This is a genomic window from Pseudomonas sp. NPDC087342 (genome assembly GCF_044744265.1).
Lineage (GTDB): Bacteria > Pseudomonadota > Gammaproteobacteria > Pseudomonadales > Pseudomonadaceae > Aquipseudomonas > Aquipseudomonas nunensis.
The window spans coordinates 396465-409318 of record NZ_JBIUXZ010000002.1; the positions used below are offsets into that span (position 1 = coordinate 396465).

At 52.7% G+C, this 12854-nt stretch carries 11 protein-coding genes; 3 read left to right on the forward strand and 8 right to left on the reverse strand.

The features are described 5' to 3' along the window. Positions 1–10: 10 nt before the first annotated feature. The 6 genes from ACIOYV_RS09720 to ACIOYV_RS09745 all read right to left on the reverse strand — a co-directional run bounded on the left by ACIOYV_RS09720 (position 11) and on the right by ACIOYV_RS09745 (position 6745). Entirely contained in the window at positions 11–1192 is a 1182-nt protein-coding gene (locus ACIOYV_RS09720; RefSeq protein WP_401323227.1) for an acetyl-CoA carboxylase biotin carboxylase subunit family protein, read from the reverse strand. Between the two features lie 25 nt (positions 1193–1217). After that, complete coding sequence (locus tag ACIOYV_RS09725; RefSeq protein WP_401323230.1) at positions 1218–2048, reverse strand: phytanoyl-CoA dioxygenase family protein; 831 nt, start codon at positions 2046–2048, stop codon at positions 1218–1220. A 77-nt stretch (positions 2049–2125) separates the two neighbouring features. Continuing rightward, the gene (argH, locus tag ACIOYV_RS09730) at positions 2126–3502 is read right to left on the reverse strand and encodes an argininosuccinate lyase (RefSeq protein WP_401323233.1); all 1377 of its coding nucleotides are present in this window, start codon (positions 3500–3502) and stop codon (positions 2126–2128) included. Then, the gene (locus tag ACIOYV_RS09735; protein WP_401323236.1) at positions 3499–4524 is read right to left on the reverse strand and encodes an ornithine carbamoyltransferase; all 1026 of its coding nucleotides are present in this window, start codon (positions 4522–4524) and stop codon (positions 3499–3501) included. Before ACIOYV_RS09735 ends, argH begins: the two co-directional genes overlap by 4 nt. A 62-nt stretch (positions 4525–4586) precedes the next feature. Then, positions 4587–5813: an argininosuccinate synthase gene (locus ACIOYV_RS09740; RefSeq protein ID WP_401323239.1), complete on the reverse strand. Its 1227-nt coding sequence runs from the start codon at positions 5811–5813 to the stop codon at positions 4587–4589. Between the two features lie 2 nt (positions 5814–5815). Beyond that, on the reverse strand, positions 5816–6745 hold the full coding sequence (locus tag ACIOYV_RS09745) for a fatty acid desaturase (protein ID WP_401323242.1): 930 nt from the start codon (positions 6743–6745) through the stop codon (positions 5816–5818). 801 nt (positions 6746–7546) lie between these two features. On the opposite strand from ACIOYV_RS09745, the gene ACIOYV_RS09750 reads away from it, so the two are divergent. The 3 genes from ACIOYV_RS09750 to ACIOYV_RS09760 all read left to right on the forward strand — a co-directional run bounded on the left by ACIOYV_RS09750 (position 7547) and on the right by ACIOYV_RS09760 (position 10487). Then, entirely contained in the window at positions 7547–8653 is a 1107-nt protein-coding gene (locus ACIOYV_RS09750; RefSeq protein ID WP_401323245.1) for an AAA family ATPase, read from the forward strand. 135 nt (positions 8654–8788) lie between these two features. Then, complete coding sequence (locus tag ACIOYV_RS09755) at positions 8789–9589, forward strand: AAA family ATPase (RefSeq protein WP_401323247.1); 801 nt, start codon at positions 8789–8791, stop codon at positions 9587–9589. After that, positions 9576–10487 carry a hypothetical protein gene (locus tag ACIOYV_RS09760; RefSeq protein WP_401323249.1) on the forward strand — a complete coding sequence of 304 codons (912 nt, stop codon included), beginning with the start codon at positions 9576–9578 and terminating at the stop codon, positions 10485–10487. Before ACIOYV_RS09755 ends, ACIOYV_RS09760 begins: the two co-directional genes overlap by 14 nt. A gap of 288 nt (positions 10488–10775) precedes the next feature. Here the strand turns inward: ACIOYV_RS09760 and ACIOYV_RS09765 are convergent, their stop codons facing one another. Beyond that, positions 10776–11369 carry a hypothetical protein gene (locus ACIOYV_RS09765; protein ID WP_401323251.1) on the reverse strand — a complete coding sequence of 198 codons (594 nt, stop codon included), beginning with the start codon at positions 11367–11369 and terminating at the stop codon, positions 10776–10778. A 361-nt stretch (positions 11370–11730) separates the two neighbouring features. After that, a complete protein-coding gene (locus ACIOYV_RS09770) occupies positions 11731–12831 on the reverse strand; it encodes a caspase family protein (RefSeq protein WP_401323254.1) in 1101 nt (366 codons plus the stop codon). Positions 12832–12854 lie beyond the last annotated feature (23 nt).

Genomic DNA, 12854 nt, shown 5'->3' on the forward strand with positions numbered 1-12854 from the left:
ATCGCCCCCCTCAGAGTTTACCGACAAAGCGTGAAATCGATTCAAATGACGCACTACGCACGATGGCGTACCCGGTACGTTGATTGACTGAATACGCTTCTGCGCCAGGAAGAGCTTCTGCGGGATCATGATGTTCGGCCAGCAGTTCCAGATCATTTGTTATTTCAAGTGATCGCAAATCAAGAAACGAAAAACCAATACCAACCCAGCCGGGTGTTTCCGTGAACGGCGCTCCATCGCGCCAAGATAAACCGGCGCGCAGTCGTATAAATGCCTCTTCGATAGAGTAACCATGACGCAACTCGACCAACTCGGGAATATGACAACCCGGAGCACGGGCGGCGGCTTCAATCACCCATAACTGTTGTGCCGTCATTTTGAATTCAAGATGAATCACCCCATTTCGCATCCCCCAACATTCACCGATAGATTCGCAAATTCGGGTCAGCTCGGAGTCATGCTCCGAAGGTATATCCTCGCCACTAATATGCCCAACCTCATAACAGGATGGCAATGGAGAAACAAACTTTGTTGTCAGAACCCGCTGTACCAGCCGCCCCGCTTCGATGACGCCTTCCAGGCTGTACTCTGGACCTTCGGCAAACTCTTCAATCAATGCTTGAGCGGTAAACTCATAGTTAGTTAGCCGAGATTGCTTAAAGGAGAAAATCTTCTTAAGTACTTCTTCGACTTGTTCCTTCGTATCACACTTCTTTACGAAAAGGCTCATCGCCATATCGACTGGTTTTACAATTACCGGGAATGTAATTTTTGTCCAGTCAAGGTCCCGACTGTGCGCTGGAGAGGTGAGAACCGCGAGCAACTTCGGCTGTGGAATCATCTTCTGGGCGAAGGCTGTGCGCATCAACGCTTTATTTCGTGAGGATCGGATGTGTTCCAACTGGTTGTGGTAAAGCCCCAGCTCCGCTGCCAACACATCCGCAGCAATCACTGCGAATTCATTGCCGGCCACCACCGCATCGAAACGGCGATCACCGATCTGGCTTAGAAGCTCGAGAGAATTATCAGTCAGCGCAGGCACTCGAAGCCATTCGTCGAGGTTATTACAGCCCGTTCCGACTGTAGAAGTGTCGATGGTGATAATTGTTAACGCCCAACCGTTATTTGCACACACCTGTGAGACCCGGTGCAAGGACCATGCTGAAACAGGGTGGAGTAATAGAATCTTCATGACGTTATCGCTCTACAGGGTTAAATTATTCGGAGGGTGTTAATACCGGCTTACGGGATAGCAAGGCACGTTGAAAGCCAGAGAGCTGCGTCAAATAGCGTTCAAAACCAATCATTTCCTCGCAACGTCGAGTAATTTCGCGAGTGTAGTATTTTTCATACAGTCCGGAATCGTTAGTCAGGCAATAGGAGGGAAGCAAAATGGTACGTGATTGACCACTAAGATTTGGCCCACTGAAATGAGGGGTGAGCGAGTGAAAAATAACCACATCACCAGCCGCCAGCAGAGGCAGTTCTTTAATTGAGGTGTCTATGCGTGCGATATCACAATCGCCAACTTCATTGCCCAGTGGCCCTGGGATCAATGTTTGGTGCTGCGCAGGGTAGAATGTAATTCCGCCGGAATCCTCACCGCTCTCAAACAGGTTGATCGCCACTGAGCACAATTTATCAGGATGGATATCGAGCCATTTCCAGTAGAGAAAATCCTGGTGTACCGCATAGCCTTTAGTGCCTGGATCCTTACGAATCAGCTTACACTTCAATAATTCCGAATGCCCACCCAACACTGTATCCACGGCTTCAATCAACGATGAAAACATCGCTGCCTCCGTCAATATGGGTGAAATATCAATCACCGGATCCAGACGATCGAAAACATAGCCATTTTCCGGTCCGCGACGAAACTCGGTGCGTAAGTTCAGATCATCGCCAAGACCTGGCAATCGCCACAGTCGACTGCACTCTTGACGCATACGCTCGATTTGTTCTGCATTGAATAAACCGGACAGTACGGTGTAGCCTTTTTGCCAATACTCTGCCTTTGAAGATACTAGATCTTTATTTTGATATGACATGCTAGCTCGCTTCGAAATAAAGGCACCCGGTGTTTAAACCCTTGATGCGTGGATTCGACCCGTTACTTATGAATTATTTAACTTAATTGACTCAATCGAGCCGCGAACGCTTCCGCAGCCTGAGTAACTCGCTCCGGGGCCGTACCACCATAGCTGCGACGAGCGTGTACCGATTGTTCAAGATTGAACGATGGCCAAGGACTCACCGCCAGACGTGGATCGAGTGCGGACCGAAGTTCAAGGGACAACTCACCCAGTGTCAGATTGTTGCTTTGAGCGCTTTCAACCAACCTCGCCACTAGATGGTGGGCTTCGCGAAATGGAATATTCAGGTTGATCACCAACCAATCCGCCAAATCCGACGAGGTGATGAAGCCTATGGAGGCTGCGCGCAGCATTGCCTCGGGTTGCGGCTGCATCAAGCTGACAATTGAAATCGCAGCGTCCAACGCCAAATGTAACGAGTCGGCAGTATCAAATAGCGGTTCCTTGTCTTCCTGCAAATCCCGGAAATATGTCAGCGGCAGCCCCTTCACCACCACCTGGAGGCTTTGCAGGTTTCCGAGAACCCGGCCACTCTTCGCCCGGATAAGTTCTGCAGCATCCGGGTTGCGTTTATGTGGCATGGCGGCCGAACCGGAAACCAACGCATTGGGCAATACAATGAAGCCCACTGACTGCGTTGACCAGAACACAACCTCGGCAGCAAAACGCGACAAATTGAGTGCAAGCGAGGAAGCGGCCGTAAGGAAATCGAGAGCGAAACCACGCTCGCCAACGCTGTCAATGGAGTTGCTGGAGGGACACTCGAAACCCAGTCGCTGTGCGGTGTAAATCCGATCAATTGCGAAACTGGTACCCGCCAGTGCCGCGCTGCCCAATGGGCATTCGCGCAACGAGGCGCGGGCAAACAACAGACGCTCGCCATCTCTCAGCAAGGTTTCGGCGTACGCCAGATTAAGGTGCCCAAATGTAATAGGCTGTGCTACCTGCAAGTGTGAATACCCTGGCATGACAGTAGCAGCATGGCGCAGCGCCTGTTGCCGGAAGGCTTCCAGCAAGACTTTCAACTTGCATAGCAATGCGTCGATTTGGTCCCGCAGCCATAGCTTCAGGGCCGTCACCGCAAGATCATTGCGCGCTCTGGCCGTGCCCAGCCAGCCGGCCACTGGCCCGACGAGCGCTTCAAGCTGAAGCTCCAGCGCGGTATGGATATCTTCCGCGTCTGGAGGGGACATGAACTCACCAGCGCGAACCTGCTGACTCAATTGTTCCAGCCCCGACAGGAGCGTCGAAGCGTCTGCTTCGCAGATAATATTCTGCCGATGGAGCATTTCCACGTGGGCTTGAGAACACAGCAAATCGTAGCCAGCCAAGCGCCAATCAAAATGCATAGTCGCACCAATGGCCGCCATCGCAGACGCAGCCGTTTTAATCGGGTCGGGACTTATCATGCAGCTTTCACCCCAACGGCAACTTTGACGAAGTCTGCCAGGCAACTTGCGAGCTCATCGGGTTGCTGCCGAGCGCTTTGTATAGCGATGACCAGTTCATTCCAGTCCGGACGCAGCATCGCCAACAGCAGTGCGCGTGCAATATGCAATCGTGAAACCGCTTCGTCGTAAATAACGGACTGGGGCCCGTCAATCACCTCAGGTAATACTTCGTCCCCTCGATACGCAGGCAAGTTGTGCAGAAAGATGGCATCGGCGCGTGCGTGGCTCATTAGCTCTGCTGTGACACGATACGGGGCAAGTATGGCGCGGCGACCTTCTGCTTCATGGCTTTTATTCATCGGAATCCACGAATCTGTCACCACTACATGTGCATCTGCGACGGCAGCAATTGGGTCGACGGTAGCGCAATAGCCTGACAAATTTGTGGTCACTGCGTCAGGCAAGCCCCAGCCCGCAGGCGTTGCACAAACAAAATTGGCCCCCAGTTTTGCCGCCGTTTGCGCCAGCGATAACGCAATATTGGTACCGTCGCCGACGAATGCGATCTTCAAACCGGCAATGTCTCCAAATCGCCGGGTCAGAGTGAGAAAATCACACAACGCTTGGGTTGGATGATGCAAATCACACATGCCATTAATAAACGGTACCGGTGAAAGATCTGCAATTTGTTGCTGGACCTTAAAATCATAAATACGGCTAAGGAGTGCATCATTAAAACGGCCCGCCACATTTACGAAGTCTTCCAGATGCTCTTGCTTGGCGGCATGAATTCCAATGCGTGCCTCTTTACCATTATAGTGAATCGCTTGACCGCCCAGGTCACCAATGGCGCGTTCAAATGCAGTCCGGGTGCGCAACGAAGTCTCGTCAAAAATCATACCCAGACATTTACCCCTCAACAGGGGCGGTAAGTACCCATGAACCTGCGCATGTACCTCAAGTGCCTCGGCAACCAGCAAGATGGAACGTACATTCTCTGCAGACAAATCTTCAATGGTTAGCAAGCGTTGAATAGTCATTGTAATAGATACCTAAAAGTCAATTGAACCGTTCAGTCGAACGCACGCGTAAACCTTTCGACTTATGACGTGGCGTTACGAACTTCGCCAAGCAGCCGCAGGCGCAGGGAATTGATTTTTACAAAGCCGGTTGCATCACGTTGATCATAACTACCCCCACCCTCAAAGGTGACTAACTCTTGACGGTACAAACTGTTTGGGCTTTTCCGACCTTCAACAATAACGTTGCCTTTATACAGACGAATCCTCACACGCCCTGTTACACGCAGCTGACTCTTGTCAATGAGCGCTTGTAACATTTCACGTTCAGGGGAGAACCAGTAGCCGTTGTAAATAAGTGCGGAGTAGCGAGGCATCAATTCATCTTTTAAATGAGCCTCTTCTCGATCCAGCGTAATCGACTCAATGGCGCGGTGTGCCACCTGCCAAATGGTTCCACCTGGGGTTTCAAACAACCCCCGGCACTTGAGCCCGACATATCGAGTATCGACAATATCGAGCCTGCCGATACCATTTTGCGCGCCAAGTGTATTCAGTTGCGTCAGCAGCATCGCCGGGGATAGGTGAACCCCGTTTAGCGCCACGGGATCGCCACTTTGAAAATCGATTTCAATCCAGGTCGGCTTGTCAGGTGCTGCTTCAGGTGAAACCACCTTTGACCAGGCATTTTCTTCAGGCGTGACCCATGGATCTTCAAGGGATTTACCCTCGCACGACACGTGCAGCAAGTTCGCATCTGACGAATAGAGCGCTGCGCCACGTTTGTCACGAGCAACGGCAATTCCATGCGTGTCTGCGAACTCAAGTAACTCCGCACGACCTGCCAATTCCCATTCGCGCCACGGCGAGATAACACGAATATCCGGGGCGATTGCATAGTAGGCGAGTTCAAAGCGCAGCTGATCATTGCCTTTACCCGTACATCCATGTGCCACGGCATCGGCCCCCACAGCGCGTGCAATTTCTATTTGACGCTTGGCGACCAACGGGCGGGCGATGGGTGTGCCCATCAGGTAGTAGCCTTCATATGCTGCGTTGGCGCGGAACATTTGCTGAGCGTAGGAAGCGACAAACTCCTCCCGCAGGTCTTCGATATAGATGTTGTGCGGCAACACACCCAGGGCGAGGGCTTTCTCCCGTGCCTGCTCCACTTCTTCGCCTTGCCCCAGATCTGCAGTAAAGGTGACAATCTCGCACTCATAAGTAACTTGTAGCCACTTGAGTATCACGGAGGTATCCAGCCCGCCAGAAAATGCCAGTACAATTTTTTTAGGTCGATTCGCGTGCATATTCACATTCCTTGTTGTGATTGAGGAGTTCGATTGCCAAGCAGTAACGTTGAGAAAAACCGTCGATAGAAAGAAAAATATGAGCTTGAAAGATGCTGAATCTGGCGTTCTATCTTGTGATGAACAGACGCCAACTGTTCAACCGGCAATGAAGCAATCCAGTGATGCTCGACATGATAGTTATTCCCGTTTGTGAACCAGGAAGCCAAGCGGTGAGTTTTAATAGATCGGGTATTGGCGAACACGTCTGTTGAGTCTTTGTTGCACGCGTAGTGCTCGGGCAGTTCGATCAGTGCATGAATGGGTGCCGCGAACAGAAAAAGTGGAATGATCCAGCACTTAACCAGCAGTTCACTGTTCACAAAGAACACACCGGCTACGACGGCTGCCATCAGCAGGTATTCAAAGCGAATCCTGTCGGCGTTCTGAGGAATAAGCTTGGTTTTGAACGGTCGACCATTCAGTGAATCGATCACGTTTTTCAAGAAGTCACAGAAATGATTAATCAGGAAAAAATGTTTTATCACCGCCAGGAATTGTCGCTCGGTTTTATCTCCGTACTCGAAGAACTCGGCATCCTCTGGTTTGCCAAGGGCCTTATGGTGGAACAGGTGGCTATCCTGGTAAGACGAGTAAGAAACCAGCATTGGCAACCCAAGCATCATGCCAACCACTCTGTTGATACGCCGAGAACGAAACCCTGACTGGTGCAGCGCTTGATGTTGTAGCTCAACGCCATGGGCAAAAGCCGCGCCGAGTAACAATTGCAACAAGATGGTTACACTCGCACTGGTCGCCACGCCGATGCCATATACACATAACGCCATCCACGCCATCCAAATAAAAACCTTGGAAAAGTAGAGCCACACCCACTTACTTCGGTTATTTTTGAAATCGCTTAAAGCTGCTGCAACAATAGTTCTCTTATCCATAATAACTCTCTTGCAAACGCGTGTAGATTCGGACCTGATTAAAACTATAATCAAGTTTAAGTCGAAGAATTGGCACCCTGTATGCCGACTCCATTGGGAGACCGCGCACCGATCAGCAAACAACCCAATAGTCAACGAAACGTTGTCAGCAAGCGCTCATGAGATTACTTACTTTACCGTGAGGAGCAGCTACTCTTTGGACGCAGTAGCGGAAACGACGATCCAGAAAGCAACTAATAGTTGCGCCTTACAACCCAGCACCTGGACCAAATGAACCGACCTCCTTGTCTTTTTTATAAGCATGAGCACATTTGCTCGGCCACAATCATGCAAAAGTCCACATAGGGGCGCAACCTACCGAAACACGTAGGATTAAATTTTTATACAATCAAAAACCTACGAGAACTGGCAGGTTGACGCTGAACCAAACAACCGATCTTCGCTTGAGATGCCGGGCGAATAGCTGGTGAGCTGCATACTAGCTTCACTCTTACAGCAGGATCACCGCCCTCAATCTCAAGTGCACCCAAGTCGAGTTCATGGGCGAAAGCTCGACCACATAAACTGGATTTTCTTCTATTACGAATCGATTCTGAAAATCGCGTACCCTTTGACCGTCATAGACTAACCTCCACCTCTGACGAACACTCGAATGAGGGGTTGCTATGGGATTGCTATTAGGCAGATTGGCAGTCACTCACTCGCTCCACATGCAATAAATACGTGGAAACGTTAAATTAGGTAAGTCATTGATTTATGAAAAGTAAATCACATGTAACTGTTAACAAGGCTCCGGAAGGAATGGACGCGTCATCTGCAATTCAAGAGCTCAAGCGGATCCAGCACAATAAGTGTGCCTATTGCGAAACCATTCTCGAGCACAACCCTAGCCGCTACATGTCCCACTATCGGCCGTTGAGCAACGCGGTTGATCCGATTCACGACACTGAGCACCTTGAGTGCTATGCCTGGTTCGCATACGAATGGCAGAACCTGATGTTGATCTGCAAGGACTGCGACAACCATAAGCTCAACTTTTTCCCTATATCAGGCCGGACCGCCGTTGCGCTTTCCTCCTGGAGAGCGGTCCAGCTCCGGAAAATGCCGCTCCTGCTCAACCCGTTCGAGGACAATCCTTCAGATCATCTAATGTTCGATACCGACGGTGTTGTTCGCGCCACCACTGCCGCCGGCAAGGCGACTATCGAGTTGCTCAACCTCAACCGGACAGCGCTTTGCCTGAAACGCAAGGAACAGATCGACAGAGCGTTGGAGCTCATCTTGAAGAGCAACAACGAACATGAACTGACCGAAGCACTGCGCCATTTCACTAGCGATGAGACCTCCCACGGAGGGGCCGTAAGGAACTGCCTGGGGCATGTCTGCCGGATCCTACAAACCGAGATCCGCCAAGGCAAATACTCAGCCCGCACCGATTTGAACAAGAAGATTATTCGGCTCAGGAGTGAATTTTCGTCCAATGATTGGCACGAGGCTATTTCGCTGTGCAAGACCGATTACCTGGCCTTCGTTATCCAGAACGCCGATCTGGGTGAACTTAAGCGCCGCCGTTATGCGTACATCACCCGTATCGAGATCGGCCGCTTCAAGGGCATCGAACACTTCACGCTAGATCTCGATGCCAGCCCATTCGGCCAGGGCCACAATGAATCGCCCTGCACCATGCTGCTGGGCGAAAACGCCACGGGCAAAAGCTCGATCCTGCAAGCAATCGCCCTGGCGCTGATGCCCCGTGAGGAACGCCAGCGTATTCGTCTAAACCAGAAGAGCATCATCCCCCACGGTATCGACGACACCTTGGCGCCCCCCTACAACCAGCGGTCACGGTGCACTTCAGCAATGGCGAGGCCGTTGCCCTCAGCATGGACTTGCAAACGGGTCGCCTGAAATCCATCGGTACTCCGCAAAACCGGGTGTTCGGTTATGGCTCGAGAAGGTACTTCCTGTCTGGCAGATCGACGAAAGTTCAAAGCTGTCCCAACAAGACGCTGTTCAATCAGCCTGCCGGCCCCTACGAACTGGTTGCTGAATCTCAAGGAGGACGAAAAATTCGACGCAGTGGCGCGCTCACTGTCCTCGCTGCTCGCCTTGCGCGCCGGTGAATTCGTGGCTCGGGACGACCGCTCGATTTTTATCCAGCGCCACACCTCGTCCCTGCCCATCGAACACCTGAGCGATGGCTACAAATCTTTGTTCGCCATGGCCGTCGACATCATGCGGGAAATGCTAAAGCACTGGGACAACTTGGAGTTCGCCCAGGGCATCGTGCTAGTCGATGAAATCGAAAACCACCTTCACCCACGCTGGAAGATGCGTGTGATGACTGCGCTACGCGAATCGTTCCCGCGCGTACAGTTCATTGTCTCCACCCACGATCCGCTGTGCTTGCGGGGGATGTTCGAGGGCGAGGTGCAAGTGCTGTATCCGGATCGCAACGGGCACCTGCAGCGCGTCGAGCAATTGCCTAACGTAGCGAACCTGCGCATCGAGCAGATCCTGACATCCGACTACTTCGGGCTGGCCACCACCAAAGACCCGATGCGTCAACTCGCACTCGAACAACTCGCCCAATATGCTGCGCGCGAAGACCGGGACCTCTCGCAGAAGGACCTCAAGCATCGCGACGAACTGCTGGAAAACTACGGTAGCCTCCCCATGATCGGCGATACCCTCGACCGGCAGATCATAGCCCAGGCCCTGACCCGGCACATCCGCGACACGGGCCTTGCCACCCCCATCGAACACGCCAACGCCAGGGAAGAGTCAGTGCGGGCGATCATTGAGGTGCTCGAACGCAACCGGAGGGAATATGGTACCCGTTGACCGGAACCGGGTCGCCAAGCCGGCGTCTTTGACCGCGCCGAATGGTGCGGGCCATCGCGAGCACCTGCGCGCGGCGATGTACTACCAGAACCCACGCACCAAGGCGTACGGATTCGCCCATTACAAGGAGTCCGACGTGGTCACGGCGTTGAATACGCTGTTCCACAACAAGTGCGCCTACTGCGAGGGAAAAATCACCAGCACCGGGCCCATCGATGTCGAACACTTCCGCCCCAAAGGCCAGATAGAAGGCGAACTCAACCATCCGGGCTACTGGTGGCTAGCCACGGAATGGACCAATCTGCTGGCCTCCTGCATCGACTGCAACCGCGGGAGGAACCAGACGTTGCTGGGTAGCGAAGACGGCCAGAGACTGACTCAGGGCGAGCGCCTGAGTGGCAAGCATGATCACTTCCCGGTCGCCGGGCCGCGTGCCACTTGCGCCACCGACGACCACGCGCTGGAAGACCCGCTGCTGATCGACCCCACCTGCGTGGACCCCGGCGAGCATATCGGCTGGAAGGTCGTGGCTGACCAACCGCTGGCCGTCGCCATCTCGCAGTACGGCCAGACCAGCATCGACCTGTTCGGCCTCAATCGCTCGAAACTCGCGGAAGCGAGACTGGAGTACCAACTCAAGCTGGACGAAGAGTTTCTATGCTTAAAGACAACGATCCACAAAATCGCCAAAGAAACCACTGACGAGGGAGTCAGGGAGTGGATGCCCGTGCTGCAGATGCACATCGATAGGTTCTTTAGCCACGCCAAAGCGAACAACGAGTACTCGGCCTTCGCCCGGTACATCGTCGAGTCCAGGTATGACGCGGTATCGGAATTGGTGAACGCGTTACTGGCCAGAGTTGCTAGGAAAAGCCCTGTGGGAGCGGCGGCTCGCTGAGTCATACTTTTGCCTAGGTGCTACGCGAGGACAAGGCGTCTTGGCTCCTAGCATTGAGAGCGATTTAGCCAACCCGTTGCGTCTACCGATTGAAACCACAGCCAAAAGCCGATTTTCACTGATTCTGCTTTGGACCGGTAGCAGCAGTTCAACAGACAAAATTATCCAGACGCAGTACTTGATCGTTACTACGAGGCAAAAAAAAGCCCGCGTCACTGCGGGCTGAAGAGTTAATTTTTAGACGGAGAAGGCCGAGGTGGGGGTGGAGGCGGCTCTTTCCTCGGCTGGTTATCTTTTACGTAGCGCATCGGCGGTGGAGGCGGCGGTGGTGGTTTTTGGGTCATTATTAGCTTGCTCCTGCTGATGTATGTAGAACGGAAGGAATGACAGCACCGAGACGAACAACGCCGCTGTTACATAGTTTGCAAGCGATCGGAGATAGATCCCGCGCTTGTCATTATTCTCTGTATTAACCGTGGCGCCTTCGATGAAGTAATTGAGCACCAAGCTCTTGAAGTGCGCATCGGCTTCTTCTGGACTGTCCCAATATTTCTCGTAATCATCGCGGAAGCTGCGCCGATGATTCTCAAGCTCCATGAGTGTGGGGAGGCCCCTGTCGGAATCCCTCAGGGACCATGCAGCACGGAAATACAGAGCGCCGATCAGTAGCATCACGCACGTGCTGAGATAGAAAATCCAGAAAAAGACGCTCGCGGTACCGTCCTCGGTGGTTGGTGCCTTACTGAGCATATATGAGAGGAACGTCACTATAGCTACTAGCATCGCAAGCGGCATGCTCAACCTGGCGTAGAGCTTTTCCTTGCGGTCGAGCTCCTGATAGAAAACCTTCTCGTAAAAAGCAAACCTCTCTTTATCGTCCATTACTAGCGCTAGTGCTCCTGGCGGTGTTAAAGGGCCATCAATACCACAAGGTCAAGCACCACGAAACCGGACCACTGCATTTTGTTACACGCAAGGACGCTGCCTTGGTGCTGACCGAGCTCTACCCAGGAGAGGCCAATTCGTTCAACCAGGAGATGCCGCTCTTCTGGTCGATAACTAAAGACTGCTTTTGGTTGAGGATCGACGTTTTTCGACGAAAATCGGTGGTTGCCGAAAATCGCGGACGAACCTGAAAACCACTAGATATCGGCTGTCTTGTGTAAGACTAACAACTTCTAGAGCGACAATTTTCATTTTGAGCTTTGTCTATCGGCAGATCCTTACGCTCAAACGGTAGTGCTCAAGACGTTTGCAGCATTGCCAACTGCGGGTGGTTCGAAAAGTCGTCCTTTGCTGCACCAAGCAAACTGCCGAAGCTGATACTCCTGCCACCGCCACCCTGTTTCAATGTGCGAAGCGCCGCATGCCAAGCAGCCTGACCGGTGGGATGAAACTGGAGACGGGACAGGTCACCGCCGGCGCGGCTCCACACTTCTTGGTCCCGCGGCCCGAATGGGTATAGCTCGACCAGGACCTTCTCAAGCAGCGGCCATGGGAGCTCCTCTTGCACCGCTAACGTGGTCCTAGGACTGTACGGCGACTTCTTCCCACCTTGGCTCAGCGCGACAGCGAAATTCACTTCAAGGTTGTCAGCCTTAAAGATTGGGTGCTGGTTGTCGGGGATCAGCTTAGGCACCTCTTCGGAGACGTAGTTAAACAGGTCAAAGACCTTGATGAAGCCGCTTGCGCTCTTGTCGGCAGCTCCGCGCAAACCTGCCAGTAGTGCAGTCGTGAATACGCTGTTCCTTGCACCGGAAAACACGGACGACACTTCGTCAGCACGACACGATGCCATTAGTGCACGTCCGCTACCAACAGCCAGCTTTGCAAAGGTATCTTGGCTATAACCAGACTTGAGCTCGTGGCCTTTGTCATCAGTCAAACTTTTTGAGATCGCAGCGCCTCCAGCATGGCAAGCGTCAATGAAGACCAGAAGTCGCTTCGCCCTGATCTGCGCAAGTGCAGCAGCTAGCTCATTCGAGCTAATGGATGTGTTTTCAATGTCAGCGAGATCGCTATCCACTGTAACCAGCACGCTGTCTTCATTACCTGGGCTGCCCACGACACCACCGTGGCCGGAGAAGAATACGCAGGCCGTATCATCAGGCCCAGCCCGAGTAACCAATTCGGCTAGCCCTTTCAAAACTGCTGCCCGAGTAGCGTTTGCGTCTAAGAGAGTGACGACGTTGGCGGAGGGATAGCCACAGTGATCCGGCGACGAGAGCGTAGCGGCGACGTCATTGACGTCGTTCAGAATCGCGGCAGGTAATCTGGAGATTTGCTGATAGTTTGCCACGCCGATAAGAAGGGCGTGGCCTTGCGGGTAACCAGTCGGGCTCATGTTTCAACCATGGGTATGTGGGA

What these genes read in the sequence shown, in the direction of transcription:
- ACIOYV_RS09740 (WP_401323239.1), bottom strand. Translation starts at nt 5,813, where the DNA reads ATGCACGCGAATCGACCTAAAAAAATTGTACTGGCATTTTCTGGCGGG.
- argH (WP_401323233.1), bottom strand. Translation starts at nt 3,502, where the DNA reads ATGATAAGTCCCGACCCGATTAAAACGGCTGCGTCTGCGATGGCGGCC.
- ACIOYV_RS09725 (WP_401323230.1), bottom strand. Translation starts at nt 2,048, where the DNA reads ATGTCATATCAAAATAAAGATCTAGTATCTTCAAAGGCAGAGTATTGG.
- ACIOYV_RS09745 (WP_401323242.1), bottom strand. Translation starts at nt 6,745, where the DNA reads ATGGATAAGAGAACTATTGTTGCAGCAGCTTTAAGCGATTTCAAAAAT.
- ACIOYV_RS09770 (WP_401323254.1), bottom strand. Translation starts at nt 12,831, where the DNA reads ATGAGCCCGACTGGTTACCCGCAAGGCCACGCCCTTCTTATCGGCGTG.
- ACIOYV_RS09760 (WP_401323249.1), top strand. Translation starts at nt 9,576, where the DNA reads ATGGTACCCGTTGACCGGAACCGGGTCGCCAAGCCGGCGTCTTTGACC.
- ACIOYV_RS09735 (WP_401323236.1), bottom strand. Translation starts at nt 4,524, where the DNA reads ATGACTATTCAACGCTTGCTAACCATTGAAGATTTGTCTGCAGAGAAT.
- ACIOYV_RS09720 (WP_401323227.1), bottom strand. Translation starts at nt 1,192, where the DNA reads ATGAAGATTCTATTACTCCACCCTGTTTCAGCATGGTCCTTGCACCGG.
- ACIOYV_RS09750 (WP_401323245.1), top strand. Translation starts at nt 7,547, where the DNA reads ATGGACGCGTCATCTGCAATTCAAGAGCTCAAGCGGATCCAGCACAAT.
- ACIOYV_RS09765 (WP_401323251.1), bottom strand. Translation starts at nt 11,369, where the DNA reads ATGGACGATAAAGAGAGGTTTGCTTTTTACGAGAAGGTTTTCTATCAG.